At 71.4% G+C, this 26600-nt stretch carries 27 protein-coding genes; 17 read left to right on the top strand and 10 right to left on the bottom strand.

Annotated features, from left to right (window positions below; translation table 11 throughout):
• Window positions 1–135 precede the first annotated feature (135 nt).
• A complete protein-coding gene (locus WDW90_RS07345; RefSeq protein WP_431310995.1) occupies window positions 136–924 on the top strand; it encodes an alpha/beta fold hydrolase in 789 nt (262 codons plus the stop codon).
• A 44-nt stretch (window positions 925–968) separates the two neighbouring features.
• Here the strand turns inward: WDW90_RS07345 and WDW90_RS07340 are convergent, their stop codons facing one another.
• The gene (locus tag WDW90_RS07340) at window positions 969–1253 is read right to left on the bottom strand and encodes a BQ00720 family protein (RefSeq protein WP_336486689.1); all 285 of its coding nucleotides are present in this window, start codon (window positions 1251–1253) and stop codon (window positions 969–971) included.
• 96 nt (window positions 1254–1349) lie between these two features.
• A complete protein-coding gene (locus WDW90_RS07335; RefSeq protein WP_336486688.1) occupies window positions 1350–1778 on the bottom strand; it encodes an Hsp20 family protein in 429 nt (142 codons plus the stop codon).
• A 428-nt stretch (window positions 1779–2206) separates the two neighbouring features.
• Here WDW90_RS07335 and WDW90_RS07330 point away from each other — a divergent pair, with 428 nt between their 5' ends.
• The 12 genes from WDW90_RS07330 to WDW90_RS07280 all read left to right on the top strand — a co-directional run bounded on the left by WDW90_RS07330 (window position 2207) and on the right by WDW90_RS07280 (window position 11495).
• The gene (locus WDW90_RS07330) at window positions 2207–2698 is read left to right on the top strand and encodes a hypothetical protein (protein ID WP_336486686.1); all 492 of its coding nucleotides are present in this window, start codon (window positions 2207–2209) and stop codon (window positions 2696–2698) included.
• An 82-nt stretch (window positions 2699–2780) separates the two neighbouring features.
• Window positions 2781–3275: a Tat pathway signal protein gene (locus tag WDW90_RS07325; RefSeq protein ID WP_431310996.1), complete on the top strand. Its 495-nt coding sequence runs from the start codon at window positions 2781–2783 to the stop codon at window positions 3273–3275.
• Between the two features lie 93 nt (window positions 3276–3368).
• Window positions 3369–4061: a MotA/TolQ/ExbB proton channel family protein gene (locus tag WDW90_RS07320; protein WP_336486685.1), complete on the top strand. Its 693-nt coding sequence runs from the start codon at window positions 3369–3371 to the stop codon at window positions 4059–4061.
• A 141-nt stretch (window positions 4062–4202) separates the two neighbouring features.
• Window positions 4203–4691 carry a protein TolR gene (tolR, locus tag WDW90_RS07315; protein WP_336486684.1) on the top strand — a complete coding sequence of 163 codons (489 nt, stop codon included), beginning with the start codon at window positions 4203–4205 and terminating at the stop codon, window positions 4689–4691.
• Window positions 4692–4695: 4 nt separating this feature from the next.
• Complete coding sequence (locus tag WDW90_RS07310; RefSeq protein ID WP_336486683.1) at window positions 4696–5727, top strand: energy transducer TonB family protein; 1032 nt, start codon at window positions 4696–4698, stop codon at window positions 5725–5727.
• A gap of 169 nt (window positions 5728–5896) precedes the next feature.
• A complete protein-coding gene (locus WDW90_RS07305) occupies window positions 5897–7210 on the top strand; it encodes an MFS transporter (protein WP_336486682.1) in 1314 nt (437 codons plus the stop codon).
• 46 nt (window positions 7211–7256) lie between these two features.
• Window positions 7257–8516 carry a metallophosphoesterase family protein gene (locus tag WDW90_RS07300; protein ID WP_336486681.1) on the top strand — a complete coding sequence of 420 codons (1260 nt, stop codon included), beginning with the start codon at window positions 7257–7259 and terminating at the stop codon, window positions 8514–8516.
• 26 nt (window positions 8517–8542) lie between these two features.
• Window positions 8543–9811, top strand: coding sequence for an arsenic transporter (locus tag WDW90_RS07295; protein WP_336486680.1), 1269 nt, complete (start codon window positions 8543–8545; stop codon window positions 9809–9811).
• A 51-nt stretch (window positions 9812–9862) separates the two neighbouring features.
• Window positions 9863–10342 carry a DMT family transporter gene (locus WDW90_RS40695; RefSeq protein ID WP_431310994.1) on the top strand — a complete coding sequence of 160 codons (480 nt, stop codon included), beginning with the start codon at window positions 9863–9865 and terminating at the stop codon, window positions 10340–10342.
• Window positions 10339–10785 (top strand): DMT family transporter, encoded by a 447-nt coding sequence (locus WDW90_RS40690; RefSeq protein ID WP_431310993.1) that lies wholly within the window; start codon window positions 10339–10341, stop codon window positions 10783–10785. The genes WDW90_RS40695 and WDW90_RS40690 overlap by 4 nt, the downstream gene beginning before the upstream one ends.
• Window positions 10786–10862: 77 nt before the next feature.
• The gene (locus WDW90_RS07285; RefSeq protein ID WP_336486679.1) at window positions 10863–11237 is read left to right on the top strand and encodes a hypothetical protein; all 375 of its coding nucleotides are present in this window, start codon (window positions 10863–10865) and stop codon (window positions 11235–11237) included.
• Between the two features lie 9 nt (window positions 11238–11246).
• Window positions 11247–11495 (top strand): BrnA antitoxin family protein, encoded by a 249-nt coding sequence (locus WDW90_RS07280; RefSeq protein WP_336486678.1) that lies wholly within the window; start codon window positions 11247–11249, stop codon window positions 11493–11495.
• On the opposite strand, the gene WDW90_RS07275 is transcribed toward WDW90_RS07280, so the two are convergent.
• From WDW90_RS07275 to WDW90_RS07265, 3 genes are read right to left on the bottom strand one after another with little or no spacing between them, the layout of a single operon-like run.
• Window positions 11496–11957, bottom strand: coding sequence for a YaiI/YqxD family protein (locus tag WDW90_RS07275; protein WP_336486677.1), 462 nt, complete (start codon window positions 11955–11957; stop codon window positions 11496–11498).
• Complete coding sequence (locus WDW90_RS07270) at window positions 11958–12179, bottom strand: hypothetical protein (protein WP_336486676.1); 222 nt, start codon at window positions 12177–12179, stop codon at window positions 11958–11960.
• Complete coding sequence (locus tag WDW90_RS07265; RefSeq protein WP_336486675.1) at window positions 12179–13264, bottom strand: adenylate/guanylate cyclase domain-containing protein; 1086 nt, start codon at window positions 13262–13264, stop codon at window positions 12179–12181. The genes WDW90_RS07270 and WDW90_RS07265 overlap by 1 nt, the downstream gene beginning before the upstream one ends.
• A 245-nt stretch (window positions 13265–13509) precedes the next feature.
• On the opposite strand from WDW90_RS07265, the gene WDW90_RS07260 reads away from it, so the two are divergent.
• Window positions 13510–14364: an aldo/keto reductase gene (locus WDW90_RS07260; protein ID WP_336486674.1), complete on the top strand. Its 855-nt coding sequence runs from the start codon at window positions 13510–13512 to the stop codon at window positions 14362–14364.
• Between the two features lie 251 nt (window positions 14365–14615).
• On the opposite strand, the gene WDW90_RS07255 is transcribed toward WDW90_RS07260, so the two are convergent.
• Both WDW90_RS07255 and WDW90_RS07250 read right to left on the bottom strand, forming a co-directional pair.
• Window positions 14616–16169 (bottom strand): GGDEF domain-containing protein, encoded by a 1554-nt coding sequence (locus tag WDW90_RS07255; protein WP_336486673.1) that lies wholly within the window; start codon window positions 16167–16169, stop codon window positions 14616–14618.
• A gap of 148 nt (window positions 16170–16317) precedes the next feature.
• A complete protein-coding gene (locus WDW90_RS07250) occupies window positions 16318–18537 on the bottom strand; it encodes a transglycosylase domain-containing protein (protein WP_336486672.1) in 2220 nt (739 codons plus the stop codon).
• Between the two features lie 240 nt (window positions 18538–18777).
• Between WDW90_RS07250 and WDW90_RS07245 the strand changes: the two genes are divergently transcribed.
• Entirely contained in the window at window positions 18778–19644 is an 867-nt protein-coding gene (locus tag WDW90_RS07245; protein ID WP_336486671.1) for a glutamine amidotransferase-related protein, read from the top strand.
• On the opposite strand, the gene WDW90_RS07240 is transcribed toward WDW90_RS07245, so the two are convergent.
• Window positions 19632–20714 (bottom strand): acyltransferase family protein, encoded by a 1083-nt coding sequence (locus tag WDW90_RS07240; protein WP_336486670.1) that lies wholly within the window; start codon window positions 20712–20714, stop codon window positions 19632–19634. The genes WDW90_RS07245 and WDW90_RS07240 overlap by 13 nt on opposite strands.
• Before the next feature lie 137 nt (window positions 20715–20851).
• Window positions 20852–21214: an HNH endonuclease family protein gene (locus WDW90_RS07235; RefSeq protein ID WP_336486669.1), complete on the bottom strand. Its 363-nt coding sequence runs from the start codon at window positions 21212–21214 to the stop codon at window positions 20852–20854.
• 294 nt (window positions 21215–21508) lie between these two features.
• Between WDW90_RS07235 and WDW90_RS07230 the strand changes: the two genes are divergently transcribed.
• Together WDW90_RS07230 and WDW90_RS07225 are read left to right on the top strand one after the other, a co-directional pair.
• Window positions 21509–23800 (top strand): TonB-dependent siderophore receptor, encoded by a 2292-nt coding sequence (locus WDW90_RS07230; protein ID WP_336486668.1) that lies wholly within the window; start codon window positions 21509–21511, stop codon window positions 23798–23800.
• Window positions 23801–24040: 240 nt separating this feature from the next.
• Complete coding sequence (locus tag WDW90_RS07225; RefSeq protein WP_336486667.1) at window positions 24041–25483, top strand: hypothetical protein; 1443 nt, start codon at window positions 24041–24043, stop codon at window positions 25481–25483.
• A 199-nt stretch (window positions 25484–25682) separates the two neighbouring features.
• Here the strand turns inward: WDW90_RS07225 and WDW90_RS07220 are convergent, their stop codons facing one another.
• On the bottom strand, window positions 25683–26525 hold the full coding sequence (locus tag WDW90_RS07220) for an alpha/beta hydrolase (protein WP_336486666.1): 843 nt from the start codon (window positions 26523–26525) through the stop codon (window positions 25683–25685).
• Between the last annotated feature and the right edge of the window lie 75 nt (window positions 26526–26600).

Below are 26600 nucleotides of genomic sequence, written 5' to 3'. Positions count from 1 at the left end.
CCGGGGTCCGGCCGCGTGCTCTCGTTCCGCTCATCGCCTGAGGATCGCCGCGCCGCTTTACGGTCGGGTAAACGAATGGCTGCCGCGAAGCGTTCACGTTGAACGATTCGGAAGCGGCGAGGGAGAACGGTGCCGGTGGATACGAGCGCGAGTACGCAACAAACTGACCCTCAATTCATCGTGGCGGGCGACGGCGCCGAGCGCCGCCGGATCGCCGTGCGGGTCCGGGACGGCGCCGGTCCGACCGTGGTCTGGCTCGGCGGCTTCCGCTCCGACATGGGCGCCACCAAGGCGATGGCGGTGGATGCCTGGGCGGCCGAGGCGCGCCGCAGGCTCGTGCGGTTCGACTATTCGGGGCACGGCGCCTCCGAGGGCGCGTTCGCGTCGTGCACGATATCCACGTGGCTCGCGGACGCCGAGGCGGTGCTCGCCGCCTTCGCGCCCGAGCGCCCCGTCCTGATCGGTTCGTCGATGGGCGGATGGATCGCCTGCCTCGCCGCACGGGCACGCCTCGCCCGCGGTGAGATGCCGGCCGCCGGCCTCGTGCTCATCGCGCCCGCCCTCGACTTCACCGAGGACCTGATGTGGGCGCAGTTCCCGACCGAGGTGCGCGCGACGCTGGAGCGGGACGGCGTCTTCCTGCGCGAGAGCGCCTACGCGCCGGAGCCAGACGCCATCACCATGGCGCTGATCGAGGACGGGCGCCGCAACTGCCTGCTCGGAGGAGCGCTCGATCTCGGCTGCCCCGTCCATATCCTGCAGGGGATGCAGGACCCCGACGTGCCCCATGGCCACGCCTTCAAGATCCTCGACCGCCTGCCGAGGGCTGGCACGGTCCTGACGCTGATCGCCGACGGCGACCATCGCCTGTCCCGGCCGCAGGACATTGCGCGGCTGCTCGGGGCGGTCGCGGAGATGCGTTGAGCGGCGCCCGCCCGTGCGGGCGCCGGCCTTCCGGGAGAAGGGGATCAGTGCAGGCTGACGGTGTGGAGGTCGTGCGCCATCGCGTTCGCCACCACCACGTCGCGCGAATCGGCGAGCAGGATCGGCGCGCCGCTGGCCGACAGCAGGGCGAAGAGCTCGAGGCCCGGCGTCAGGTCCGGCGCCTGCGGGAAGAACCGCTTCACCTCATCCGAGCGGATCGGCCGCACGTAGGCGATGTGGCCCTCGCCGAGGGCTGCGAGATCGGCGGCCCGGAATTCGGTCGGATCGAGATCGGCGGGGGTGATCGGGTTCTGGCTCAGTTCGGTCATGTCGTGCCCTCCTTTCGAGGCAGAGCGTTCGGTCGGTTCAGGTCCCGTAGCGACGACCCGACCTGGACGGAGAGATGGTGTTCCGCGCGGCAGTGTTCAATCGCGGGACGCGATGGCGATCTTGCGGACGACGCGCTCGGGCTCGGGCCGGGCGAGGTCGATCGAGAGGAGGCCGTTCGAGAGGTCGGCGCCCAGCACCTCCATGCCGTCCGCGAGCAGGAAGGCGCGCTGGAACTGGCGCGCGGCGATGCCGCGATGGAGGAACTGCCGCTCGCGCTCCTCGACCTGACGGCCGCGCACGACGAGCTGGTTCTCCTCCAGCATCACGTCGAGCTGGTCGCGGGTGAAGCCCGCCACCGCGAGCGTGATGCGCAGGCGCTCCGGCTCCTGCTCGGTGCGCGTCAGGCGCTCGATGTTGTAGGGCGGATAGCCGTCGTTGGCGGCCTTCGACACACGGTCGAGGGCCTGCTCGATCTCGTCGAAGCCGAGCAGGAACGGGTGTCCGAACGGGGATGGACGCGTCATTGGCGGGTCAGAGTCCCTTGCGAAGCCCTCGGCGTCAGGCAGACAGGCACTTCGTGTTTGGAGCCCGCGAACGCAGCGCTCCGGCCGGCAGAGCCTGCCGGCAACACCGATATGGAGGCCGGCCCGAGGGCCATCAAGTGGCCGGCACCGGCCATCCCCGGGAAGCAGCGTCCAGCGCCGCGCCCTGCCCGGCGGCCCGTCGCGTCATGCGGGGAGAACGGGAGCATTCCGCAATATCGACCGGGACGAATCGGCAAGAGCGCGCGGCCAGGCTTCAGCATCGGAGAGTAACAGTTTGGAATTCCTCTGATATTCAGCACAGACCTTGATCAAGGGGTGGCACCCGGGATACTTCCGCCCGCAAGCGTCATGCGGGGTCCCGCCGAGCGGGGCCGGTCCGGTGGGCTCAGCGCTTGACCGGAGGCCGTATGAGCGCGTCGTCGATCCCGTCCGTGCACGCACGGATGCTGAAGGTGGGTGAGGTCTGCGGCGATGACGCGGATGTGCTCGCGCTCTCGGTCGCGCGGTTCGTCGCCTCCGGCTACCTGACGAGCGACGTGGCCTGCTGGGACGCCGCCTTCGACGGGGCCGAGCGCCTGCTCGGAGCTGCCGAGGGCGGCCGGCTGGTCTCGGGGGTCGTCGGCATCGTGCGGGCGCTCCGCGCGGAGCGGGAGGGCGACTGGCAGTTCATGCCGGCGACCTGCTGCCGGGTGACGGCGAACGAGTGCGCCCTCGTGGCGCTGATCGGTCGCGGGCGCCGGCGCCTCTGGGACGAGGTGCGGCGCGACGCGGCCGCGATCACGGGCCGGGCCGAGGCGCCCCGGCTCGTCGCGGCGGTGCGAGACGCGGCCGATACGTTGAACACGGCCGCTCTGCGCCTCGTCGACGCGGCGGGGCCGGCCGAAGCCGCGCTGCATTAGGTTCGAGCCGGGACAAGCCGCCCGCCGGGGGAGCATGGGGAGGATGGGACAGGTGAAGGAGCAGGTCAGGGAGAACGCGCAGGTGCCGAGCCGGGGTGTGCCATTCCATCGCCGCAACCGGATCGGACGGTTCGCCCCGATCGCGGCGGCCTGCCTCGGCGCGTCGATCGCGCTCGCCGCGCCCGTTCTCGCGCAGGATGACAAGCCGCCGGCGGATGCCTCCAAGGGCGTGCCGATCAAGCTCCAGCTCAACCGCCTGGAGCCGGCCGGCGACTCGTGCCGCACCTATCTCCTCGTCGACAACAGTCGCGGCCCGGCGCTCAAGTCGCTCAAGGTCGACCTGTTCGCCTTCGACCAAGAGGGCGTGGCGCAGAAGCGCGTCGCCGTCGAGCTCGGCCCCCTGCCCGACAGGAAGACGAGCGTGAAGATCTTCGACTTCGCCGGCATCGCCTGCCCGAAGCTCGGCCGCGTCCTCCTGAACGACGTGCTCGCCTGCGAGGGCGGCGAGGCCAGCCGCGAAGGCTGCCTCGAGCGCATGGAAACCGAGAGCAAGGCCGGCGTACCCTTCGACCGCTGAGGCCCGACACCATTCGATCCGTCCGGCGCCCGCGGCACCGGACGGCAAGCGGCATTTCCGTCCGCACCAGACACGAGCATTGGGGAGTCCGTCATGGATCCGACATCCGCGCCGGCAGAGGTTGTTCACGATTTCTCGTTCCTCGGCCTGTTCCTGCAGGCCGACCCGATCGTGAAGGGCGTGATGATCCTGCTGGTCGTCGCCTCGGTGGCCTGCTGGACCGTCGTGTTCGAGAAGATCGTCCGGCTCGCCGCCGCCAAGCGTCAGGCCAGGGCCTTCGAGACGCTGGTGCGCTCCGGCGGCGCCCTGGAGACGGACCGCAAGGGCATCGCCTCCCACGTGGTCAACGCCGCGCTCGACGCCTGGCGCGACCAGGATCCGACCGAGACCCGCGCCGAGCGTCGCGACCGCATCGAGCGCGCCATGCGGGCCGCGCTCGGCCTGGAGATCAAGCGCCTGCAGGGCGGCCTCGCGCTGCTCGCGACGGCAGGCTCGACGGCCCCCTTCGTCGGCCTGTTCGGCACAGTCTGGGGCATCATGAACTCGTTCTCGTCCATCGCGAAGAGCCAGGACACGTCGCTCGCGGTGGTGGCGCCGGGCATCGCCGAGGCGCTCTTCGCCACCGCGATCGGCCTCGTCGTCGCGATCCCGGCCGTCATGGCCTACAACAAGCTCACGAACGACGTCGGGCGCATCCAGGGCGCGTTCGTCTCCTGCATCGGCGTGCTGGGCAACCGCCTCGCCCGCGACCGCTCCGCGCACGGACGCGCCGCCGCCGCCGAGTAGCGGGGCGCCCTCCGCGCGGCCGGGGCTGCGCGGCCCGACCCTTTCAGCACGATGTCCGCCGGGCTCGCGAGGCTCCGGCGGCGAAGAGACATCGCGGCGGCGCCCGGCAGCGTCCGTCGCCGGAGCCCCGGAGGGCAGACGATGGCCATGGGTTCGATCCGCGCGAGCGGCGACGACGAGGACGGTCTCGACACGACCCCGATGTCGGAGATCAACGTCACGCCGATGGTGGACGTGATGCTGGTGCTGCTCATCATCTTCATGGTGGCCGCGCCCCTGATGACGACCGGCGTGCCGGTGCAGCTTCCCAAGACCACGGCCGCCAAGGTCGCGCAGGCCAAGAAGCCGCTCGAGGTCACGATCGACAAGGACGGCAATCCCTCGATCGCCAAGGAGATCTTCACGCCCGAGACGCTGATGCCGCGCCTGCGCGCGCTCGCCGCCGAGGATCCGACCCAGGTGATGCTGGTGCGCGGCGACCGCGACGTGCCCTACGGCAAGATCATGGAGGTCATGGGCCTCGTCGGGCAGGCCGGCTTCACCAAGGTGTCGCTGATCGCGCAATCGCCCGGCGGAGCCGCCGCCCCCGCCTCCCCGGCACCCGCCCCGAGCCGCGGGGCAGCACAGTAGACCGATGAGCACCTTCGTCTCGACCGGTGATTCCGGGCGCGGGCCGTCCGGCCTCGCCGCCGCCTTCCTGGCCGCCCTGGCGCTGCATCTCGCGGCGCTCGTCGGCATCGCGTTCTATCGCCTGACGCCGCCCGCACCTCCGGGAGAGAACACGATCTCGATCGACCTGGCGCCGCAGATGACCGAGGCCGACACGCAGGCCCCGTCGCAGGTGGAGGAGGCGCAGGTCGCCCCGCCGGAGGCCTCGACGGTCGAGCCGCCGAACCCGGTCGAGGCGGTGAAGCCGCCGGAGGCTGCCGAGATGGTGCCCGAGGAGGCGGTCGCCGTGAAGCCGCCCGAGGCCGTCGCGCCGCCGCCGCCCGACGCCGTGGCGGTCGAGCCCGAGAGCCAGGTCATCACCTCGACGGCGGAACAGGCCGAGCCGCTGGCGCCGCCGCCGCCTCTCGTGGCCCAGGCGCCCGAGCCGAAGCCGATCGAGGAGACGAAGCCCAAGCCCGACCCCGCCAAGGTCGCGGCCGAGCGCGAGGCACGCCTCAAGGCGATCCGCGACGCGAAGCGCAAGGCGGAAGCCGAGGAACGCCGCAAGGAACTCCTGGAGGAGCGGCGCGAGGCCGCCCAGGAGGCCAAGGAGAAGGCCGCCCGCGAGGCGAAGGCCCGGGCGGCGGCGACGGCGCGCGCGGGCCGCGACGCCAGCAACTCCGCTTCGGCCTCGCGGCAGAGCGCCGGCGGATCCGCGGCCGCCGGCAACGATCCGAACGCGCTCCGGCAATGGCAGGGCGCGCTCAGTTCCGCCATCCACGGCCGCATGAACCGGAACGCGGCGGCCGGCACCGGCGGCGGCGTCGCGACGGTGCGCTTCACCGTGGCCCGGTCGGGCCAGGTCCTGAGCGCGGGCCTCGCGGGCAGCAGCGGGATCGGGGCGATCGACTCGGCCGCCCTCGCGGCCGTGCGCGGGACGCTGCCCGCCGCGCCGGCCGGCGTCACCGTGTCGAGCCTGTCCGTCACCGTACCGATGCGGTTCAGCCCGGGCCGCTGAGGACAGTACACACGCTGTACTTGTATTGATCGGTTTCGTGCAAGCACGTCTTCACGAAACTGTTAATCCTGTGCCCGGAACGATTCGATCTCCGCCTCGATTGCGCAGGCGTCGATCGGGGCTCGGCCGTTACGCCGCGCCATCCTCCGCGACGTTTCGAGGACATGCCATGCCGGGGATGGTCACGACAAAAGGGACGGCGACGGCGCGCACCCCGTCCGCGCGCTCGCTGCGCGGGCTCGACGCCCTCAACTTCTTCCTGGCGGACGTGCGGGACGGGCTTGGTCCCTACCTTGCCATCTACCTCCTCGCCGTGCGCGGACCGGAACAGGGCTGGAACGAGGCGACGATCGGCCTCGTCATCACGCTCTCCGGCATCGCCGGGCTGGTCGCCCAGACGCCCGCGGGCGCCCTGATCGACCGGAGCCGGCAGAAGCGCCTCATCGTGATCGCGGCAGCGCTGGCGGTGACGCTGAGCTGCCTGATCCTGCCCTTCATCGCGAACTTCTATCTCGTCGCCGCCACGCAATCGCTGGCCGGGATCGCGGGCGCGATCTTCCCGCCGGCACTGGCTGCCATCACCCTCGGGGTGGTTGGGCCGAAGCTGTTCTCGAAGCGCATCGGCCGAAACGAGGGCTTCAACCACGCCGGCAACGCAGTCTCGGCGGCGGTGGCGGGATCGACCGCGTTCTTCTTCGGGCCGATCGTCGTGTTCTGGCTGATGGCGGTCCTGGCCGCTTTCTCGATCTGCGCCATGCTGATGATCCCGGCCGAGGCGATCGACGACGATCTCGCGCGCGGGCTGGAGCACAGCGAGACGAAGTCCGACGAGCAGCCCTCCGGCATCGCCGCGCTCCTGCAGAACCGGACGCTCCTCGTCTTCGCGGTGCTCTGCGCGCTGTTCCACCTCGCCAACGCCGCGATGCTCCCCTCGGTCGGGCAGCTCCTCACCAAGATCTCGGGCAAGGATCACGCGACGTCGCTGATCGCCGTCTGCATCGTGGCCGCGCAATGCGTGATGGTGCCGGTCGCCGTGTTCGTCGGGGCGAAGGCCGACACGATCGGGCGCAAGCCCATCTTCCTCGCGGCCTTCGGCGTGCTGGCGATCCGCGGCGTGCTCTACACGCTGTCCGACAATCCGTTCTGGCTCGTCGGCGTGCAGCTGCTCGACGGAATCGGGGCCGGCGTCTACGGCGCCCTGTTCCCCATCGTGGTGGCCGACCTCACGCGCGGCACCGGCCGCTTCAACGTCGCGCAGGGGGCGGTCGCCACCGCGCAGGGGATCGGCGCCTCCTTCAGCGCGTCGCTCGCCGGGCTGATCATCGTGGCGGCCGGATTCTCGGTCGCCTTCCTGTCCCTCGCGGGGATCGCGGCCGTGGCCTTCGCGGGCTACCTCCTGCTGATGCCCGAGACGCGCGGCGCGACGGCGCCCGGCGCGGAGACGGGCGGATCCGGGCCGCTTCCGGCGGCGGCGACGGCCTGACGCCGAGCTCCGCCCCGTTCCGCTCCCGCACCGCCCGAGGCCAGCGATGCCCTATCTCCAGCCCGATGCCTCGGCCGATCTGCCGCGGCCCTTCGTCTTCGTGCATGTCGGCGACCTCCACCTGACCGTCGCGGACGCTCAGAACGCGCGCGACCTCGACGCGATCTTCGACCAGCTCCGCTCCCTGCATCCGTCGCCCGGGGCCCTCGTCGATATCCTCTACCTCCCGGGCGACATCGCGGAGGACGGCCGCGCGGATCAGTACGACGTGCTGCGGCGCGCGCTGGAGCGGGCGCCGCTCGATCGGATCCGCCTCATCGCCGGTGACCACGATCGCCAGCACGGCAGCCTGGAGGCCTTCGCCGCGCTGTTCCGGGACGTGATGGGCGAGGAGCGCGTCGCCGCCGCCAGGGACGAGCCGCCGCGCCGCCCGCTGCCGGAGCAGTATTACTACGCCGAGGACATCGCGGGCGTCCGCTGCCTCTTCCTGGACCTCTGCAGCGCCGGCTACGGCGAGGCCGGGAGGGGCCTCGATTTCCGGCTCGGCTGGGCCCAGGCCGAGTGGCTCGCGCGCGAGGTCCGCGCCACCCTCAATGTCGAGGGCGACCCGGTGCGCCCCTGCGCGGTCTTCATGCACACCTATCCGGACGACCTGAGCCTGCCCGCGGAGCGGGCCGACACGGCGGGCTTGTTCCGGGCCGGTCGCGTGCAGCTCGTCGAGATGGGCCACACCCATTACAACGAGCTCGCCCATGACGGCGTCAGCCTCTACGCCGCCGCCCGGTCGGTGGGTCAGAACGAGGACGGCTCGGTCGGCTACGCGGTCGCGGCAATCGAGGGCGACGCCGCGAGCTGGCGCTTCAAGCCCCTCGACCAGGGCTGGCCCTTCGTGCTGATCACCAGCCCCGCCGACCGGCGGCTCGCGACGGCTCCGCGCCGCGACGACGGCCGCCTCGAGGTGCGGGCGCTCGTTCTCTCGGACGAGCCGCCGAGCGCGGTCCACTGCCGGGTCGACGATGGCCCCTGGACCGAGATGACGCCGCCCGGCACCGACCGCTGCTACGGGGCGAGCGTTCCCTATCCCCCCGGCAGCCGCACGCTCAGCGTCCGGGCCGCCCTGCCCGCCTGGGACGGAGAGAGCCCGCGCGGCGTCGACACCGACGTGATCGAGCCGGCCGGACCGGACTGGGTGCCGCCCGGACGCCGCGGCCCGCCCGGCAGCGACGCCTTCAGCCTCGGCCGCTGGCTGCAGAAGGGCCTGCGCGGGGATCAGCTCGGGCCGAACCGCAACGGGCGGCACTGGTAATCGACGAGAAAGGCCTCAGACACGCCATGGGCGCGCTCACCCTCACTCCGAACCTCGCCACCTGGGGCATCGCCGTCATCGCCACCCTCGGGGTGATCGTGCGCCCGTTCTCCTGGCCGGAGGCGATCTGGGCCGTGCTCGGCGCGGCCGCCCTCGTCGCGCTCGGCCTGCTGCCGGTCGGCGCGGCCCTCGACGGCGTCCGCAAGGGAACCGACGTCTACCTGTTCCTGATCGGCATGATGCTGCTCGCCGAGGTCGCCCGGAAGGAGGGGCTGTTCGACTGGCTCGCCCAGGTCGCGGTGCGGCATGCGAAGGGCTCGGCGACGCGGCTCTTCACCCTCGTCTACCTCGTCGGCACCCTCGTGACGGTGTTCCTGTCGAACGACGCCTGCGCGGTGGTGCTGACACCCGCCGTCTACGCCGCCGCCAAGGCCACGCGGGCGGAGCCCCTGCCCTACCTCTTCATCTGCGCCTTCATCGCCAATGCGGCGAGCTTCGTGCTGCCGATCTCGAACCCGGCGAACCTCGTGGTCTTCGCGGAGCACATGCCGCCGCTAGGCCGCTGGCTCGCCACCTTCGCGCTGCCCTCGGCGCTCGCGATCCTCGCCACCTACGCGGTGCTGCGCTGGACACAGAGCCGGGCGCTCGCGGGCCAGGAGATCGAGACCGACCCCGTGACGACGTCGCTGTCGGGCACCGGCAAGGTCGCGGGCCTCGGGATCGTGGCGACCGCGGGCGTCCTGCTCGCGGCGTCCGCTGCCGGGCTCGAGCTCGGCCTGCCGACCTTCCTGGCCGGCCTCGCCACCAGCCTCGTGGTCCTGGCGCTCAAGCGCGGCGGGCTCGTCGAGGTGGTGAGCGACATCTCCTGGGGCGTGCTGCCGCTGGTGGCGGGCCTGTTCGTCCTCGTCGAGGCGCTGGAGAAGACCGGCGTCCTGAGGATGCTCGCCGACCTGCTCCGGCAATCCGCGGCCGGTGCGCCGGAGGCGACCGCCTGGGGCGGCGGGATCCTGGTGGCGGTCGTCACCAACCTCGTGAACAACCTCCCGGCCGGGCTCCTGGCCGGCGCCGCCGTGCAGGCCGCGGACGTGTCCCGGACGATCGCGGGCGCCATCCTGATCGGCGTCGACCTCGGGCCGAACCTCTCCGTCACCGGCTCGCTCGCCACCATCCTGTGGCTCACGGCGATCCGCCGCGAGGGCGAGGACGTCGGCGCCTGGCGCTTCCTCAAGCTCGGAATCCTGGTGACGCCGCCGGCGCTGGTCCTGGCGCTCGCCGGACTTCTCCTGGTCCCCTGAGATTCCGCCCCAAGACCTTGGCTCCCCTTGGCTCCCCGGAGGCCGCCCGCCGTGAATCCGATCCTGCTCTATCCCTTCATCCTCGTGGCGGGCGCGCTCCAGGCCGCCGGCAATTCCATGAACGCGCGCCTACGCGGCGTCGTGGTCAATCCGTGGCTCGCCGCAACGATCTCGTTCGCGCTGATCGTGTTCGCCTTCACGACGCTGTTCCTCGTCATGCCGACGCCGCTGCCCGGCCTCGACGACCTCGCGCGGATGCCGTGGTGGGCGCCGCTCGGCGGCCTCGCCGGCGCGGTCGCGGTGTTCGGCGGCCTGGCCCTCGTGGACAAGGTCGGCGCCGGGCCGTTCAACGGCCTCCTGATCACCGCCAACATCCTGACCTCGCTCGCGATCGATGCCCTCGGGCTGTTCGGCATGCAGGCGGGCGGCTTCAAGCCGCTGCCCTGGCTCGGCGGCGCTCTGATGGTCGGCGGCATCGTGCTGATCGCGCGCTCGCGGAACCCGGACGCGACCCGGGAGGCCGCGCCGTGAACGGGCGGCTCCTCTATCCCTTCGTCCTCGCGGCCGGCGCGCTGCAGGCGATCGGCGTCACCATGAACGCGCAGCTGCGCGCCGCATTCATCAACCCGTGGCTGGCCGCGACGGTCTCGTTCCTGCCGATCGTGTTCGTGTTCCTCGCCATGCTGGCGATCCGCCCGACGCCGCTGCCGACGCGGGACGACCTCGCGCGGATGCCGTGGTGGGCGCCGCTCGGCGGCCTCGCCGGCGCGGTCGCGGTGTTCGGCGGCCTCCTGTTCGTCGACACGATCGGGGCCGGGCCCTTCAACGGCCTCCTGATCACCGCGAACCTCCTGACCTCGCTCGCGCTCGATCATTTCGGCTGGATCGGCATGCCGAGGCACCGCGCCGGCGGCCAGCGCCTCGCCGGTGCGGCGCTCATGGCCGCCGGCATCGTGCTGATCGCCCGGTTCTGACGGGGACGGCGCAGCCGCATTCGCCTTCCGGCGGAGAGGCGTGCTACACCGATGGGATCCAGCCCGGAGCGATGCGCGTGACGGGCCTGTGGAACACGCCGTCGGCCGCTCACCCCTCCCTCCCCGAGCCGGCCGGGCTTGCCCTCGCCCGCCCACTGGCCGCGCCCGATGCGCCGCGCATCGACGGCCGGCCGCGCGGGCCGGGGCAGCGAGAAAGGACCACGATGAGCCAGGACAGCGACACCCGGGCCCGCGCCGAGGAGCGCGCGGAGCGAGCCGAGCGCATGGCCAAGGAGGGGGCTCAGGCCATGGCGGAACATCTCGCGGCGATCAAGGCCGTGGACGAGCGGACGGCGCGGCTGCGGGCGCTGCGCCTCGCCAAGGAAGCGGCCGACGCGGAGGCGCGGGCCGCAGCGCCCCCGCCCGCACCCCGGAAGCGCAAGCGCAGCTGAGAGGCAACGATGGTCTACGATCGAACCCGCCGCACCGGCGACGCGCGACAGGCGGCCGAGGCCGCCTTCAAGGCCGCGACGACGAAGCCCGTCGCGCCGGCTCCCGCTCCCGCTCCGAAGCCGCCGGTCGCCGCGCCGGGCGCGCGCGAGAGCGTGACGCTGCGTCTCGACAGCGCGGTGCTGGAGTACTTCCAGAAGGACGGGCCCGGCTGGCAGGACCGGATCAACGACGCGCTGAAGCGCCTGATCGGCGCCTGATCAGCCCGCGCCGGCGCGCCGCAGCCGGTTCACGGCGCGATCGAGGGCGCCGAGGAACTCCGACCGGTCCCGGGCGGAGAAGGGCCTCGGCCCGCCCGTGACCGCTCCGGCCTCGCGCAGGTCCTGCATCAGGTTCCGGGTCGCGAGCGCCATGCCGATGGAGGCGTCGGTGAAGGCCTTGCCGCTCGGCGCGATGACGCTGGCCCCGGCCTTCACGCAGCGGCTCGCCAGCGGCACGTCCGCCGTGATCACGATGGAGCCGGGACCGGCGCGCTCGGCGATCCAGTCGTCGGCCGCGTCAAGCCGGTCGCCGACGATGACCCGCTCGATCCAGGGCTCGCGCGGCACGTTGAGGACGCTGTTCGCCACCACGAAGACGTGCAGCCCGTAGCGGGCGGCGACCCGGTAGGTCTCGTCCTTCACCGGGCAGGCATCGGCGTCGATGTAGATGGTGATGCCCATTCAGCGCCCGGGCACGAGCCGCGCCGAGACGCTCAGCGCGACGAGGAGGATTGCGAGGGCGAAGCGGGCGCGGCTGATGTCGCCACCGATCGAGTCGACGACGGCCCCGCCCGCCACCGCGATGCCGACCAGCGGCAGCCCGAAGCGCAGGGCGAGCCTCAGCGGCGTGCGCCAGGTCCGGGGGCTCCTCGCCCGGTCCGGGCCCGACGACGCGGCCGCCATCAGCGCCGGCCCGCCGCGACGCGGGACGGCACGGCCTCGTCGGTGGGACCCGCCTCGGGCGCGGCCGGCGCCGTCCGCTCGAGCGTCGCCACGGAAAGCGGCTGGCCGCGTCCGCGCACCGTGTGGGCGCCGAGGGACCGGGCCGTGATTCCGGGCGGCAGCGCCGGCAGGCGCGCGAGGAGATCCTGCGAGATCAGGATCTCGGTCTGGAGCGGGCGGCAGAGCGCCTCGATCCGCGACGTCACGTTCACGGCATCCCCAAAATACGCGATCTTGTGACGGTCGACGCCGACCTCCGCCGTCACCACCGAGCCGCCGTGGAGCGCCGCGCGCAGGCGCGGCACGGTGCCGAAACGGGCCTGCCACGCCTCGGCCTCGGCCTCGATCCGGTCGAGGACGTCGAAGACGCAGGCCACGCAGCGCGCGTCCTTCAGGCCGCGGGCCATCGGCCAAGTGATCATGGCGAGGTCGCCGATATAATCGTCCGTGGAGCCGGCATTGCGCCGCACCGGCTCGGCGAGCGTCGCGAACACGGCGCTCAGGTAGGCCTGCGCGCGCAGGTCGCCGTGCGTCTCCGCGAAGGCCGTCGAGCCGACCACGTCGAGGAACAGGAAGATGCGCTCCTCGCGCACGGGCTGGTGGTAGCGCCCGACGAGGAAGTTCACGAAGACCTCGCCGCCGATCAGGTCGCGCATGCGGACCACGAAGACGAGCAGCGCCGAGACCGCGAGCGAGTAGGCGAGCACCCGCGGCGTGATCTTGACGGCCGTCGCGAGGTCGTCGTTGGTGAGGCCGAGCGTCCAGACCACGAGTCCGCCGAAGGCGATGCCGATGGCGATCATCAGGACGTAGGCGAGCTCGGCCGCCGGAACGTAGAGCATGGCCGGCAGGCGCCGCATCCGGGTCTGCAGCCCGGCCAGGATCAGGCCCCGGTCGAAGGCGAGCCCGGCCGCGCCGACAGCGAGCCCGTAGGTGAGCCCGGCGAGCGGCGTCGCCCCGCCGGCGAAGAGGATGTTGTAGAGCAGCCCCGCTCCGCCGCAGGCGACGAGGATCAGGATCCAGAACCAGCGGTGCTGCGGCAGCATCAGCGCACCTCCAGCCGCGCGGGGCTGCCCGGCCGGTCCGCGCGTCGATGGATCGGGGCGGTGGGCACGGCGCGTCCTTGGTCTAAAGTCCAGCGCCGCCTCTGGCACCGCCCCATTGCTCATTCCCCCATGATGGCGCGAATAAGGCGCGGGCGATACCGCGACTCGATCGCGGAACCGTGCCCGATGCCGGCCGCCCGGCGGTTCGCCGCCCCGCGCCGGCCCAACGAGACGCGGAGACAGGCATGAGGGTACGCGCCTTCGGTTCCACCGGGAGCAGGGTGTCCGTCATCGGGCAGGGAACCTGGCGCATCGATGCGGCCGACCGGCGGGAGGCGATCGCGACCCTGCGGGCCGGGATCGATGCCGGGATGACCCATATCGACACGGCCGAGATGTACGGGGAGGCCGAGGCCATCGTCGGCGAGGCCATCGTCGGCGAGGCGACGGCGGGCTTGCGCGAGGAGGTGTTCCTCGTCTCGAAGGTGGTGCCCGGCAACGCCAGCCGTCGCGGGGTCGCGCGGGCCTGCGAGCAGTCGCTGCGCCGCCTGAACACCGACCGGCTCGACTGCTACCTGCTGCACTGGCCGGGCCAACACCCACTGGAGGAGACGATCGCGGGCTTCGAGGACCTGCGGCGCGACGGGAAGATCCTGACCTGGGGCCTCAGCAACTTCGACGTCGACGACCTCGAGCGGGCGCTACGGATCGCCGGTCCCTACCGGATCGCCTGCAACCAGGTCCTCTACCATCTCGGCGAGCGCGCGATCGAGCACGCCGTCATGCCGTGGTGCGCGCGCAACGGAGTGGCGCTCGTCGGCTACTCGCCGTTCGGCAGCGGCGATTTCCCCGATCCCAACAGCGCCGGCGGCGCCCTCCTCGCGCGGATCGCGCAGGCGCACGGCACCACGGCCTACGGGGTCGCGCTCGCCTTCCTGACGCGGTTCGAGAACACCTTCACGCTCCCGAAGACAGTCCGGCCCGATCGGGCGGTCGCGAATGCGGATGCCGGCGACCTCGTGCTCAGCGACGCGGAGATCACCGCGATCGACGCCGAATTCCCGCGCGGCCCGCGGCCGAGGATGCTACCGATGCTGTGAGCGCGGATCCCGGCTGGCCGCCCGGCCACGGTACCGCACAGCGTGCCCGCTCCCGCTTGCGGGGAGGCGCCTATCCCGGGCAGGCCCGGGATAGGCCGGGGAGGAAAGCCGCGCCGCGATGCATGTACCTGCAGGCCCGTGCGGGAGAGGACAGGGCGAGGGTCAGGTCCATCCGGCCAGGGCGGCCCGTCGCCCGGTCCGCGTTCCGCGGACCGGCCTCTCCCGCACGGGCGTGGTGAGGCGCGCCCGCGTCAGGCGCGGATCGCGCTCGGCGCCTCGGGCGTGACGGTCTCGATCAGGCGGACGCGGTTGCGGCCGCTGCGCTTCGCTTCGTAGAGGGCGGTGTCGGCTTCCGCGAAGAGAGCCTCCGGCGTGTCCTGCGCGCCCGGCACGACGTGGGCCACGCCGATGCTCACGGTGACGACGCCTCCGACCTCGGGAGCATGGGGGATCTGCAGGCCGACCACGGCCCGCCGGACGCGCTCGGCCACGCCCCGGGCCTCGGCGGCGGTGGCGCCCGGCAGGACGATGCCGAATTCCTCGCCGCCGATCCGGCAGGCGATGGCGTCGACCGGGTCGAGCAGGCCCTTCAGACAGCCTGCCACCGCACGCAGCACCGTGTCGCCGTGCTGGTGCCCGAAATGGTCGTTGAAATGCTTGAAGTGGTCGGTATCGAGCACGAGCAGCGACAGCGGCGCCCAGGTTCTGCTGGCCCGGCGCCACTCGCGGGCGATGACCTCGTCGTACCGGCGCCGGTTCGGCAGGCCCGTGAGGCTGTCGGTCAGCGCGAGGGTGGCAAGCTCCGCATTGGCCGCCCGCGATGAGGCTTCGCGCGCGGCGCGGCGGACGACCTCGCGCTGGAGGAGCACGGTGAGGCCCAAAGTCGCGAGGCAGAGCCCGAGGATCAGCGCACCGACCATCACGGCCTTGGGCACCCAGATCGCCCGGATGCTGTCCGCCCCGATCGCGACGTCGACGATGAGCGGCATCCCGTCGAGCTGCGCGAAGGCGTAGAGGCGCTGGGCGCCGTCAATAGCGGAATTCTCGACGAAGCTCCCGCGCCGGCTTGCGGTGAAGCGGCGATGGGTGCTCCCGCCCGCGATGCTGCGGACGACATTGCCGGGCACGAAGGGCTCGCGCAAGATCAGCGTGCCGTCGGCCTGGAACAGGTTGATGGCCCCGCCCTCCCCGATATGCAGCTTGGCGAAGAGATCCTGGAAATAGGCGAGCTCGATCGCGCCCGTGACCATGCCCCCGAAGGACCCGTCCGGATTCTCGATCCTGTGGTTGAGGGTCATCACGGGGCGGCCCGTCACCTTGCATTGCAGCGGGCCGTTGATCACGAGACCGGCCGCCTTGTCCCGCCTCAGGGACTGCAGGGCCGGGAGGTCGGTCAGCGAAAGGTCGTGGGCGACGAGCGGATCGGAGGCGGCGCGCAGGCGGCCGCCCGCATCGACGACCAGGATCGCGCCGAGGCCGGTCGCCCTCGCGGAGCTGTCGAACAGGGCGAAGTCGCGCAACTCAGGATCGAGCGCCGCGACGTCCGGGCGTTGCGCCCGCGCCGCGGTGGCCCGCAGCGAGAGATCGTACATCTCGACGCTGCGCGCGACGCTCTGCTCGATCAGCGTGAGCAGGTTCGTGGCGTTCCGCTCGGCCTGCCGCCAGGCCGCGTCGCGCATGTCGCCGATCAGGTACACGCCCAGCGTGCAGAGACCGGCCGTCACGCCGAGACCCAGGCAGGCGATGAGCCGCGAGGCGCGATCCTGCAGGTGGCACGACGCGGTGCGAAACCATTTCGAGACCACCGTCGCCCTCCCGGCTCAGCCAAGCCTCGAGCCTTTTTGGCTCACAGGGATGAGGCGATACCTACCAGGCAGGCTTAACGGAGACTTATCGCCGGCTATCCTCAACGGAACGCAAATGCGGGTGGCGGGAGAGGCCGGCGCAGCGCGGCTACTCGCCGATCCCGAACAGCTTCTCGAGGAAGTTGCGGTCGTCCTGGGTCGGTCCCTGCGCGCGCGGGTTGGCCTGGGCGCGCGGCGCCGGGGCGGGCTGCGGCTCGCCGAGCAGCGTGCCGAGGAGGCCGCCGGGATTGCCGCCCGTGCTCGCCACCGAGGCGGTCGTCTCCGGCGCCTTGCGCCAGCGGTTGAGGCCGGGCAGCGGCGCCGGCGTCTGGCCCTTGAGGGCCACGCTCATGTAGGTCTTCCAGATCTCGACGGGGAGGTTGCCGCCGGACGCCTTCTTGGTCGGTTCGCCGTCGTCGTTGCCGAGCCAGATCCCCGTGACGAGATTGCCCGAGTAGCCGATGAACCAGGCATCGCGGAAATCCTGGCTGGTCCCGGTCTTGCCCGCGAGGTCCCAGCCCGGGATGTCGCCCTTCTTGGCGGTGCCGATCACGAAGGTCTCGTGCATCATGGCGTTCATCATGCCGACGGCGTTCGGGTCGATGACGCGCCCGAGGCCGCCCTCGCCGCGCTTGTACAGGATCTTGCCGTCCGCGCTCTTCACGCTCGCGATCACGTAGGGGATCACGCCGGTACCGCCATTGGCGAAGGCCCCGTAGGCGCCCACCATCTCGAGCGGCGTCACCTCGGAGGTGCCCAGCGCGATCGAGCCGTTGGCCTGCAGCGGCGAGGTGATCCCGAGGCGCTGGGCCGTCTGCACCACGGCCTTCGGACCGACCTCCTGGCCGAGCCGCACCGCCACCGTGTTGAGCGAGAGCGCGAGCGCCGTGCGCAGGGTGACCGCGCCCTCGTACTGGTGCGAATAGTTCTCGGGCTGCCAGTTGCCGATTCGGATCGGCGCGTCCTCCCGCACGGTGTCGGGCGTCGCGCCCCGCTCCACCGCGGCAAGGTAGACGAAGGGCTTGAAGGAGGAGCCCGGCTGACGCTTCGCGGTTGTGGCGCGGTTGAACTGGCTCTGCGCGTAGTCGCGTCCGCCGATCAGGGCCCGGATCGCGCCGTCAGGCCGCATCGAGACGAGGGCGCCCTGGCCGACATTGTAGCGGCCGCCCTTGGCGTTGAGCTCGTCGACGAGCGCCTTCTCGGCGGTGGCCTGCAGGCTCGTGTCGACGGTCGTCTGCACCACGACGTCGGCGTCGAATTTCGGCACGAAATCGTCGAGCACGTCCATGACGAGGTCGGCGACGTAGTTCGCCGAGCCGCCACCGCGGCTGCCCGCCGGCCGCGCCGGCTGGGCGAGCGCAACCTTCGCGTCCTGGGGCTTGATGAAGCCGAGATCCTGCATGGCGGCGACGACCTGCGCGGCGCGCGCCTGGGCCGCGGCCAGGTTGCGGTTCGGGGCGAGCCGGGACGGCGCCTGGACGAGGCCGCCGAGCATCGCGGCCTCGGCGAGGCTGACGTTCTTGGCGGGCTTGCCGAAGTAGCGCTGGGCGGCCGCCTCGACGCCGTAGGCGCCGGCGCCGAAATAGACCCTGTTCAGGTAGAGTTCGAGGATTTCGTCCTTCGTGTACTTGTGCTCGAGCCAGAGCGCCAGGATCGCTTCCTGGATCTTGCGCGAGGCCGAGCGCTCGGGCGTCAGGAACAGGTTCTTGGCGAGTTGCTGCGTCAGCGTCGAGCCGCCCTGCGCGACGCCGCGGCGGGTCAGGTTCTGCGCGACCGCGCGGGCGATGCCGACGGGGTCGACGCCCATGTGGCTGTAGAAGCGCCGGTCCTCGATCGCCACGAAGGCGCGCGGCAGATAGGGCGGCAGTTCCTTGATGCTCACGACGCGGCCGCCCGTCTCGCCGCGATTGGCGAGCAGCGAGCCGTCGCTCGCCAGGATCGCGATGTTCGGCGGGCGCTTGGGAACGCTGAGCTGGTCGATCGGCGGCAATTGCGAGGCGTGGTAGGCGATGAGGCCCGCGAGCCCGATCACCGCCCAGAGCCCGACGACGATGCCGGCATAGGCGAGGCGCCCGAGGACGGATCCGCGGCGCCTGGCCGGCCTGCTGCCGCGCGAGGCCGGCGCCCGGCGCCCGTTGCCGCCGCGCGAGGCCGGGGCGCTCGCCCGCCCGCGCTGATCCTGTGCTGTGGTCCCGCGCTTAGCCACGCCGCCTCCCGGGCGATCCTCGCGGGACAGGCGCAGGTCGAGATCGCCCGGAACCGCGGCGCGCCCCTCCGGCACGTCGAAGTTCGGCTCCCCTCGGCCGGCCCGTCCGCGTCCGTTCGCCATGCGTCCCGTCTGTTCCCTGGGCCTCGCCCGGCCGATGCCGCCCGCGCGGCGTCCCCTTCCGGTCGGGCCCGGTACGGCACCGTAAATGCGGCGGGTTTAAGAGTTCTTGACCATGCGGGCCCGGGCCCTGCGGCGACCGGTCCTGCGGCCTGCGCGGAACGGCGCAGCCGACGCCTCGTTTGGTCAGGCCGCCGGCGTGGCGGGACGTCCCGACTGAGTCCCCGAACGGATCCGAGACCGATGCTGAACCTCCTCGTCGCGGACGGGAATGCCCGCGGCGGGCGCGAGCGCCATGTTGCCGCGACCGGCCGGACCTCGGCGCAAGCCTACGCAGACATCCTGCGGGCGCTCGCGCCGGACGCGAGGCCGACGGTCCTCAACCCGGCCGATGCGGAGGCCACGCTCCCGGCGGGGGCGGGCCTCGGCGATTTCGACGGGCTGATCGTCACGGGCTCCGAGCTTCACGTCACGGACGACAGCCCCGCGGTGCGGCGGCAGATCGCTCTCGTGCGCGACGGGCTCGCGGCCGGGCTGCCCGTGTTCGGCTCGTGCTGGGGCGTTCAGGTGGCGGCCGTGGTGGCGGGCGGCCGCGCGGCCCGCAACCCGCGCGGGCCCGAATACGGCTTCGCCCGCCGGATCGCGCCGACGCGCGAGGGGCGGGAGCATCCGCTCCTCGACGGGCGGCCCCCCGCCTACGACGCGCCCGCCATGCATCTCGACGCGGTGCTGGAGCCGCCGCCGGGTGCGCGCGTGCTCGCCGGGAACGGCCTCCTGTCGGTGCAGGCGATCGAGATCGCGCGCGGACCGGGCGTCTTCTGGGGTACGCAGTATCACCCCGAGCTCGACCTCGACGTTCTCGCCGCGATGCTGAGGCTGAACGGCGCCGTCGTGATCGGGGCGGGCTTCTGCCGCGGCGCCGCGATGCTCGATGCCTACGCGGCGGAGCTCGAAGCCCTGCACGCCGACCCCGAAGGCCGGATCGACCTGATGTGGCGCCACGGTCTCGGCCCGGAGGTGACGGGGGCGGCCCACCGCCGGCGCGAGATCGCGAACTTCCTCGATCGCCTCGTGCGCCCGCGGGCCGGGCGGCGCGCTCAGGCCGGCTGAAGCACCGGGCGGGCGGGCCGCTCGGCCCCGGCCGCGATGTGGAGGGCGCGCGGGCGGCGGAACAGGAAGGCCAGGGCGGTGCCGCGGATCAGGCGCTCGAAGGCGAGCGGCGCCGCGACCGCGACCCCCGTCACGACGAGGCTCGCGAGCCCGACATCGGCGATCAGACCGGCCTTCGCGATGAGGGTCCGGGTCGCCGCCATCGGCAGGAAGAAGCCGAGATAGATCACGATCGAGCGCTGGCCGCAGGCCCGCAGGGCCCCGGTCAACGGGCCGCCGAGCCGCGTCAGCAGGCTCGCTGCGGCGACGATCGCGAGGGCCCCGGCTCCGCCGAGGACGAGGCTGAGGCCGGGCAGGCTCGCGAGCGTGCGAAAGCCGGGCAGGCCGGAGGGCGCGAAGGCGAGCCAGCCCTCGATCACGGCCCAGGCCGCGAGCCCGGCCGAGGCCGCCGCGGGGCGCCGCCGCGCGAGGTCGGCGAGCGCGAAGATCCGCGGCGCGAACAGGTAGCCCGCCACGAAGTAGACGTAGCGCGCGCAGAACTCCTCGAGGAGGTAGGACGGGGTCTCGACGGGCACGATCTGCAGGAGCGCCGCGCCCGCGAGCAGCACCGGTCCGGGCAGGCGGCGCAGAAGCTTCGTGACCACCGAGAAGACGGCGAGCAGGTAGATGAACCAGAGGGTCGCGTAGGGTTCGACGAGGGCGCCGGCGAGATGCGCCAGGAAGGCGCCCGGGCCGGCATCGCCGACGATCTTGCCGTACTTGACGAGCGACTGGATCACGACCCAGAGGCCGTAGAAATAGGCGAAGTGCACCACGCGGCGATCCGCGAACAGGCGCCAGTCCCGATCGATCACGCGGCCGAGGAAGAGGCCGGAGAGCAGGAAGAAGTCCGGGATGCGGAACGGCTTGGCGAAGGCCACGACCGCGTGCAGGACGCCCTCTCCCCCCATCGCCTCGCCGGTCCCGAGCGTCGCGTGCATCATGACCACGAGCAGGATGCAGAGGCCCTTGGCGACGTCGACCCAGGCGAGGCGCATCGCCTCCTCGGGTGTCCGCTCTGCCCAAACCATCGCCGCCATCGCAGTCGACCCCCCCCTGCAAGCCCGCGCGGCAGGGTGGCGCAGCGATCGTAAAGGCCGGGCTAGGCGCCTGACCCGAACCCGCAAACATGTCGAACGCGCGGTAAACGCCGGGGCGCGGACGCGCCCTATCTCTGGCGCCGGGCGGCGCGCCGGTCGCGCGTCAGGCGGGTCGCGGCGTGGAAGTCGTCGGGCTTGGTGCGCACCCATTCCACGAAGCGGACGATCTCGGGATCCTCGCGCAGCGACGCGACGTCGGCGAGGCGCCGGGCGATCTCGGCTTCGCTGAAGCGGGCGTGGATCGCCGAATGGCAGATCTGATGGAGGCGCACGGTGCCGCGATGGGTGCCGCCCTTCAGCTTCGGCGTCAGGTGATGCAGGCTCGAGCGGGCGCGGTGCGGGATCGCACGGTCGCAGAGCGGACACACGGGCGCCGGCGCGCCCGGCGCCGTCGGATCGTCGTCGCGCCAGCGGCGGCTGCGCCGTCCCAATGCCCTGCTCCTCGTGATCGCTACGCCTGATCTGGGGCGCCCGGTCCCGCACGGCGAGGCGCCGCGTCATCGCGCCCGACCGGGATCCCGTGCGGATGGCGGCGACCGGACCGGTCTTCGGCTCGTTGCATATGCATCACACGGCGCGCATAGCTGCGCCGTCCCCCTTGTGCACCGACCGGTCCGGCCGTAGCCAGAAGCCAGAAACACAAGCTCGCACAATACTTTAGCATTATTACAAACTGCGGCTCGCGACACGCGCGGGCCCATCGCGGGCGCTTGTCTTCGAGGCACATGATGCAGGTCTCCAGGCCCCGGCACCCCCTCCCGCCGCTGCGCGGCGCCCTCGCCCGTTCCCCCTTCGGCCGCATCGCGCTGGCCGGGATCTCGCTGGCCTGCCTCGGCGCCGCCGCCCAGGCGCAGCAGGCGACCGGCACGCGGCGCGGCGCCGCCCCGCCCGCCGAGGCCGGGGTGCAGTTGCAGGAGCTCAGCGTCGAGGGGACCGGCAACGGCGCCGGCGCCGGCGCCCCGGCCGTCGCAGGCGGCGCCCGCCCGGTCGAGAGCCCGACCGGGCCGGTGAGCGGCTTCGTAGCGACCCGCTCGGCGACCGCCACCAAGACCAACACGCCGCTGATCGAGACCCCGCAATCGATCACCGTCGTCGGCCGCGAGCAGATCGACGCGCAGCAGGCCCAGACCCTGACCCAGGCGACGCAGTACGTGGCCGGCGTCTATTCCGGCACCTTCGGCGCCGACACGCGCATCGACTACTTCATCCTGCGCGGCTTCGTCGCGAGCGATTACGGCCTCTACCGGGACGGGCTGCAGCTTCTGAACTACGGGTTCGGCGCCTTCAAGGTCGAGACCTTCGGCATGGAGCGCATCGAGGTCCTGCGCGGACCGGCGGCCGTGCTGTTCGGCGCCGGCACCCCGGGCGGCCTCATCAACCAGGTCTCGAAGCGCCCTCCCCTCGATCCGCTGCACTATGTCGAGGTCGGCGGCGGCTCCTTCGGCCAGAAATACGCCGCCTTCGACGTCGGCGGCCCGGTCGACGCCTCCGGCCACTGGTATTACCGCCTCACCGGCATCGGCCGGAACGGGGGCACGCAGGTCGACGGCGCGCCGGACGACCGGGTCTATATCGCGCCCTCGTTCACCTACAAGCCGGACGGGGCCACCAAGCTCACCGTGCTGACGAGCTATCAGCACGACAACACGGCCGTCACCTCGAACTTCCTGCCCTATTACGGGACCGTCCGGCCGAACGTCTCGGGGCTTCGCATTCAGCGCTCCCTCAACGTCGGCGATGCCGGCTTCAACACCTACCGGCGCGACCAGGCCTTCGCGGGCTACGAGTTCGAGCACGCCTTCGACGAGACCTGGACGTTCCGGCAGAACCTCCGCTACTCGTTCAGCGAGAGCTTCCAAAATTCCTATATCGGCCAGCTCGGCTACAGCGATCCCGCGCAGACGCGGCTCGCCCGCTACCAGTTCCTGACGAGCAGCAAGATCGGTCTGTTCCAAGTCGACAACCAGGCCGAAGCGCGGTTCTCCGACGGGCTGTTCCGGCACGACCTGCTCATCGGCCTCGACTACAAGAACTTCCAGCTCCACGACAATCAGGGCACGAACTTCGCGGCGGGCTATTCCGTCCCCGACCTCAGCATCATCGCCCCCGTCTACGGACCCGCCGCCGGCCGGCCGCTGCCCTACCTCGTCAACGCCGACTCGTTCCAGCAGCTCGGCCTTTATGTCCAGGACCAGATCAAGCTCACCGACCGCCTGAGCCTCGTCCTCGGCGGGCGCCAGGACTTCGCCGACAACCGCGTCCGCGACCTGCTCTTCGGGACCGGCAGCAACGGGCGCAGCGACAACGCCTTCACCTACCGCGCGGCGATGATCTACAATTTCGACTTCGGGCTCGCGCCTTACGTGAGCTACTCGACCTCGTTCCAACCGGTGATCGGCACCGACATCACGGGCCGTGCCTTCGCCCCCGAGACCGGCGACCAGATCGAGGCCGGCGTGAAGTTCGAGCCGCCGGGCGCCGGCTACTTCCTGACGCTCGCGGGCTTCGACATCCACCGCTCCAACGTGCTGACCGCGAACCCGGCCAACACGATCTTCCAGATCCAGCTCGGCGAGGTCCGCTCGACGGGCTTCGAGGCGCAGCTCGTGGCGAGCCTCGCCGACGGCCTGAACGCGGTCGCCGCCTTCACGACCTACGACCTCGTCACCGTGAAGGGCACCCCGGACCAGGTCGGCCGCACGCCCGTGAACATCCCCGAGACCTTCACGTCGCTGTTCGTCGACTACACGATCCCGACGGGCGCGTGGCGCAGCTTCGGCTTCGGCGGCGGCGTGCGCTACATCGGCCGCTCCTTCGCGGACGTCGCCAACACGCTCAAGGTCCCGGACTACGTGCTGTTCGACGCGCAGGTTCACTACAATTGGGAGAACTGGCGCATCGCCGTGAACGCGACGAATATCGGCGACCGCCGCTTCGTCTCGTCCTGCCAGTCGGCCTTCTCGTGCTTCTACGGCGACGCACGTCGCGTCGTGGCGAGCCTCAGCTACAAGTGGTGAGGGGCGGACCTCGTCACGGTTCGGGGCAGCCGCGATCCTCGCACGAAGGCAGGGTGCCTGCGGCCCGTTCGGCCGGGGCGGACCCCGCCTGAACATCAACGTCCCAGGCGGCGGGTCCGCCGAACTCCCGGCCAGCAGCCGCCCGCTGGCCGCAAGTCAGCGATACGTGCGTTCGGTCCCGGCCCTAGACGACTTCCCTCAACCCTCCGATCATGCCTAGAGGGCACCGGAGGCGAGCCCATGGCCGCAACAGTAACGCTTAATGGCGTAAACGGCAGCAACTGGGAGGTTAAGCTTCCGGATGGGGTCTCGTTCTCGCAGGCTGGCGTGACGACCGGTCCCTATTCCTTGAACGGCACCAATCCGGTACTAAACATAAACTACAAGTACGACCTCGCTGCCGTGTTCGATCCAACAGTAACGCACGGCATCACATCGATCGAGTTCAAGGACTTGGTCGGCGGCGGCGAGAACAACGATCAGCCCAATGGGCTGCGCGGTCCGATCTCCATCAACTTCGTCAACGATCTGGGCGTGCCGATCGGGACCAGCACGGGCACGCCGTTCTTCGTCTATCTCGGCGACTTGCAGCCGGACTCAGAGAATACGCCCATGGTGGTGCATCCTCTCTATGCCCATTTCCATGGGGTGCTGACGACCTACGGCAGCCTCACCGCGACCCCCGGAACCTTCTCCGGCGCAGGCACGCCCGGGGCGCCGAGCACGATCAATCTGACGGGCATCATCGCTGCCGGCACCACCGCTAACATCGGGCCGTTCACGCTGCACGAGCGCGACCAGGCGAATATCGACGACAGCTTCTCGCTGAACTTTTTCCCGACCAAGGACACGATCAGCCCCAGCGACTTCGCGAAGCTGCAGGCCCAATGGGATGCTCTGCATCCGCCCGTCTACTCGATCGCCAACGCGCCTGACGTGGTCGAGGGAGGCAAGCTCCTGTTCACGGTCACCGGCACGACCGCGCAGGGCAGCCAGGATGTCACGATCACCACCAACCAGGGCAACGTCCTGATCAAGGCCGGCCAGACCACCGGTATCCTGGAAGTCCAGACCCAGGACAACACGACCAGCGGCCCGAACCCGGATGTGACGGTGACGCTGGCTGGCACGGTCGTCGGCACGATCAATCAAGCCGCCAAGACGGCGATCGGCCACGTGATCGACAACGATACCGCGCCTTCCGAGCACTTGAATGCGGTCTACCGATTCTTTGACACCAAAACCCAGGACCACTTCTATACGACCAGCGTCGCCGAGAAGAATTTCATCCTGCAGACGCAGCCGTCTTACAACTATGAGGGCGCGCAATGGGCCACGCCCGACGGTGGCGTCAACACCATCGACGTATTCCGCTTCTTCGACAGTGCTCACAACAGCCACTTCTTCACCACGAGCGTCGCCGAACGCGACTTCGTGATCCTGACGCAGCCCAATTATCACTTCGAGGGCGTGGCGTTCGAGGCATACGCCAATGCGGCGGCCGCCGGTTCCGGAGCGCTGACGCTGGAGCGGTTCTTCAACACGAATACGGGGCTGCACCACTACTCGGCCAGCGCCAGCGAGACGAACGGCATCAAGCAAGGTGCGGCAGGCCCGGGTTGGATCGACGAAGGCCCGGGCTTTACCGTTCATGTGCCCACCGACGGCATGTTGAACGTCTGACCGTACCGGAAGCTGAGCTTCAGGCATGGCCGGCTATGCCGGCACAGGCCCGAATGGTCCGCCGGCACGTTCCATCGACCCGGACCGCGAATGTCCACGTCGCATCGCGAGGCTCCCGGTCCCGGGGATGGCGAGCGTCATTCGTCGACCGCTGCCAGGCCGGGGTCTCAGCACGCCAAGACCTCAGCACGCCAAGACCTCACCGGGCCAGGACCTGAGCGGTCGGCGGGCAGCCCTCGCCGATCCGGCTCCGGAAGAACGGCTCGGCCTCCTGGTCCCGCTGCCCCAGGATCGAGACGTGATCGCCCGCCAGAGCCTCGAACCGGGCCTCGGACCCGGCCGCGACGGCGAGGCGTCGGGCGAGCTTCACCGGAACGACCGGGTCCGACAGGCCGTGGACGATCAGCACCGGCTCGCCCGTTCGCGCGATGCGCAGGTCCGTCCGGTAGGTGTCGCGCAGGAGCCAGTTGGGGGCGAGCGGGTAGCGCAGGCGCGCCAGGGCCTGCAGCGAATCGAAGGGCGATTCGAGGTAGAGGCCGAGATGGGCCGTGCGCTCGGCCACGGCGGCCGCCACCGCGGCCCCGAGCGAGTGGCCGTGCAGCAGGATTGGGGCGCCGGGCGCCCGGCTGGCGGCTTCGAGATAGGCCGCGATGCCGTCCGCGATCAGCCCGTCCTCGCTCGGGCTTCCGCTGGAGCCCGTGTAGCCGCGATAGGCGATCGCGAGGACGCCCCAGCCGCCGGCCGGCCAGGGCCCCGCGGCGAAGCGCGACGCGTGCGCCTCGGGACGCGAGGCGTTTCCGTGAAATGTCAGCACCACGCCGCAGCCGGGACGCGGCGCGCGCCAGAGGGCGTGGAGGCGCTCGCCGTCGCGGGTCGTGACCGTGATCGCCGCGTAGCCCGGCGGCACCGCGCGGTCGATGCGATCGCTGCGGAGCGCGAAGGCGCCGGGATAGATCAGGTTGCGCTGATAGAATGCCAGGGCGCCCACGGCGAGCGCGTAGAGGGCGGCGGCGGCGGACAAAATGCGGGTAACGAGGCGCATGGCCGCTCAACGCGGAAGGCCGGCGATTCGGCGCGGCCGCGCACGCAGAAATGCTCGGCCGTGCCTCCACGCCCG

Source organism: Methylobacterium nigriterrae (assembly GCF_037106235.1).
In the GTDB taxonomy this organism is placed as follows: domain Bacteria; phylum Pseudomonadota; class Alphaproteobacteria; order Rhizobiales; family Beijerinckiaceae; genus Methylobacterium; species Methylobacterium nigriterrae.
Note: the sequence above shows the minus strand (reverse complement) of the source record. Positions and strands in the feature narration are given on the sequence as shown.

Excerpts from the sequence above, each read along its gene's own strand:
- tolR (WP_336486684.1), top strand. The coding sequence starts at position 4,203 with ATGGCCATGGGTTCGATCCGCGCGAGCGGCGACGACGAGGACGGTCTC.
- WDW90_RS07230 (WP_336486668.1), top strand. The coding sequence starts at position 21,509 with ATGATGCAGGTCTCCAGGCCCCGGCACCCCCTCCCGCCGCTGCGCGGC.
- WDW90_RS07245 (WP_336486671.1), top strand. The coding sequence starts at position 18,778 with ATGCTGAACCTCCTCGTCGCGGACGGGAATGCCCGCGGCGGGCGCGAG.
- WDW90_RS07220 (WP_336486666.1), bottom strand. The coding sequence starts at position 26,525 with ATGCGCCTCGTTACCCGCATTTTGTCCGCCGCCGCCGCCCTCTACGCG.
- WDW90_RS07330 (WP_336486686.1), top strand. The coding sequence starts at position 2,207 with ATGAGCGCGTCGTCGATCCCGTCCGTGCACGCACGGATGCTGAAGGTG.
- WDW90_RS07240 (WP_336486670.1), bottom strand. The coding sequence starts at position 20,714 with ATGGTTTGGGCAGAGCGGACACCCGAGGAGGCGATGCGCCTCGCCTGG.
- WDW90_RS07320 (WP_336486685.1), top strand. The coding sequence starts at position 3,369 with ATGGATCCGACATCCGCGCCGGCAGAGGTTGTTCACGATTTCTCGTTC.
- WDW90_RS07340 (WP_336486689.1), bottom strand. The coding sequence starts at position 1,253 with ATGACCGAACTGAGCCAGAACCCGATCACCCCCGCCGATCTCGATCCG.
- WDW90_RS07265 (WP_336486675.1), bottom strand. The coding sequence starts at position 13,264 with ATGCTGCCGCAGCACCGCTGGTTCTGGATCCTGATCCTCGTCGCCTGC.
- WDW90_RS07300 (WP_336486681.1), top strand. The coding sequence starts at position 7,257 with ATGCCCTATCTCCAGCCCGATGCCTCGGCCGATCTGCCGCGGCCCTTC.
- WDW90_RS07260 (WP_336486674.1), top strand. The coding sequence starts at position 13,510 with ATGAGGGTACGCGCCTTCGGTTCCACCGGGAGCAGGGTGTCCGTCATC.
- WDW90_RS07250 (WP_336486672.1), bottom strand. The coding sequence starts at position 18,537 with ATGGCGAACGGACGCGGACGGGCCGGCCGAGGGGAGCCGAACTTCGAC.
- WDW90_RS07335 (WP_336486688.1), bottom strand. The coding sequence starts at position 1,778 with ATGACGCGTCCATCCCCGTTCGGACACCCGTTCCTGCTCGGCTTCGAC.
- WDW90_RS07305 (WP_336486682.1), top strand. The coding sequence starts at position 5,897 with ATGCCGGGGATGGTCACGACAAAAGGGACGGCGACGGCGCGCACCCCG.
- WDW90_RS07270 (WP_336486676.1), bottom strand. The coding sequence starts at position 12,179 with ATGGCGGCCGCGTCGTCGGGCCCGGACCGGGCGAGGAGCCCCCGGACC.
- WDW90_RS07275 (WP_336486677.1), bottom strand. The coding sequence starts at position 11,957 with ATGGGCATCACCATCTACATCGACGCCGATGCCTGCCCGGTGAAGGAC.
- WDW90_RS07295 (WP_336486680.1), top strand. The coding sequence starts at position 8,543 with ATGGGCGCGCTCACCCTCACTCCGAACCTCGCCACCTGGGGCATCGCC.
- WDW90_RS07225 (WP_336486667.1), top strand. The coding sequence starts at position 24,041 with ATGGCCGCAACAGTAACGCTTAATGGCGTAAACGGCAGCAACTGGGAG.
- WDW90_RS07280 (WP_336486678.1), top strand. The coding sequence starts at position 11,247 with ATGGTCTACGATCGAACCCGCCGCACCGGCGACGCGCGACAGGCGGCC.
- WDW90_RS07310 (WP_336486683.1), top strand. The coding sequence starts at position 4,696 with ATGAGCACCTTCGTCTCGACCGGTGATTCCGGGCGCGGGCCGTCCGGC.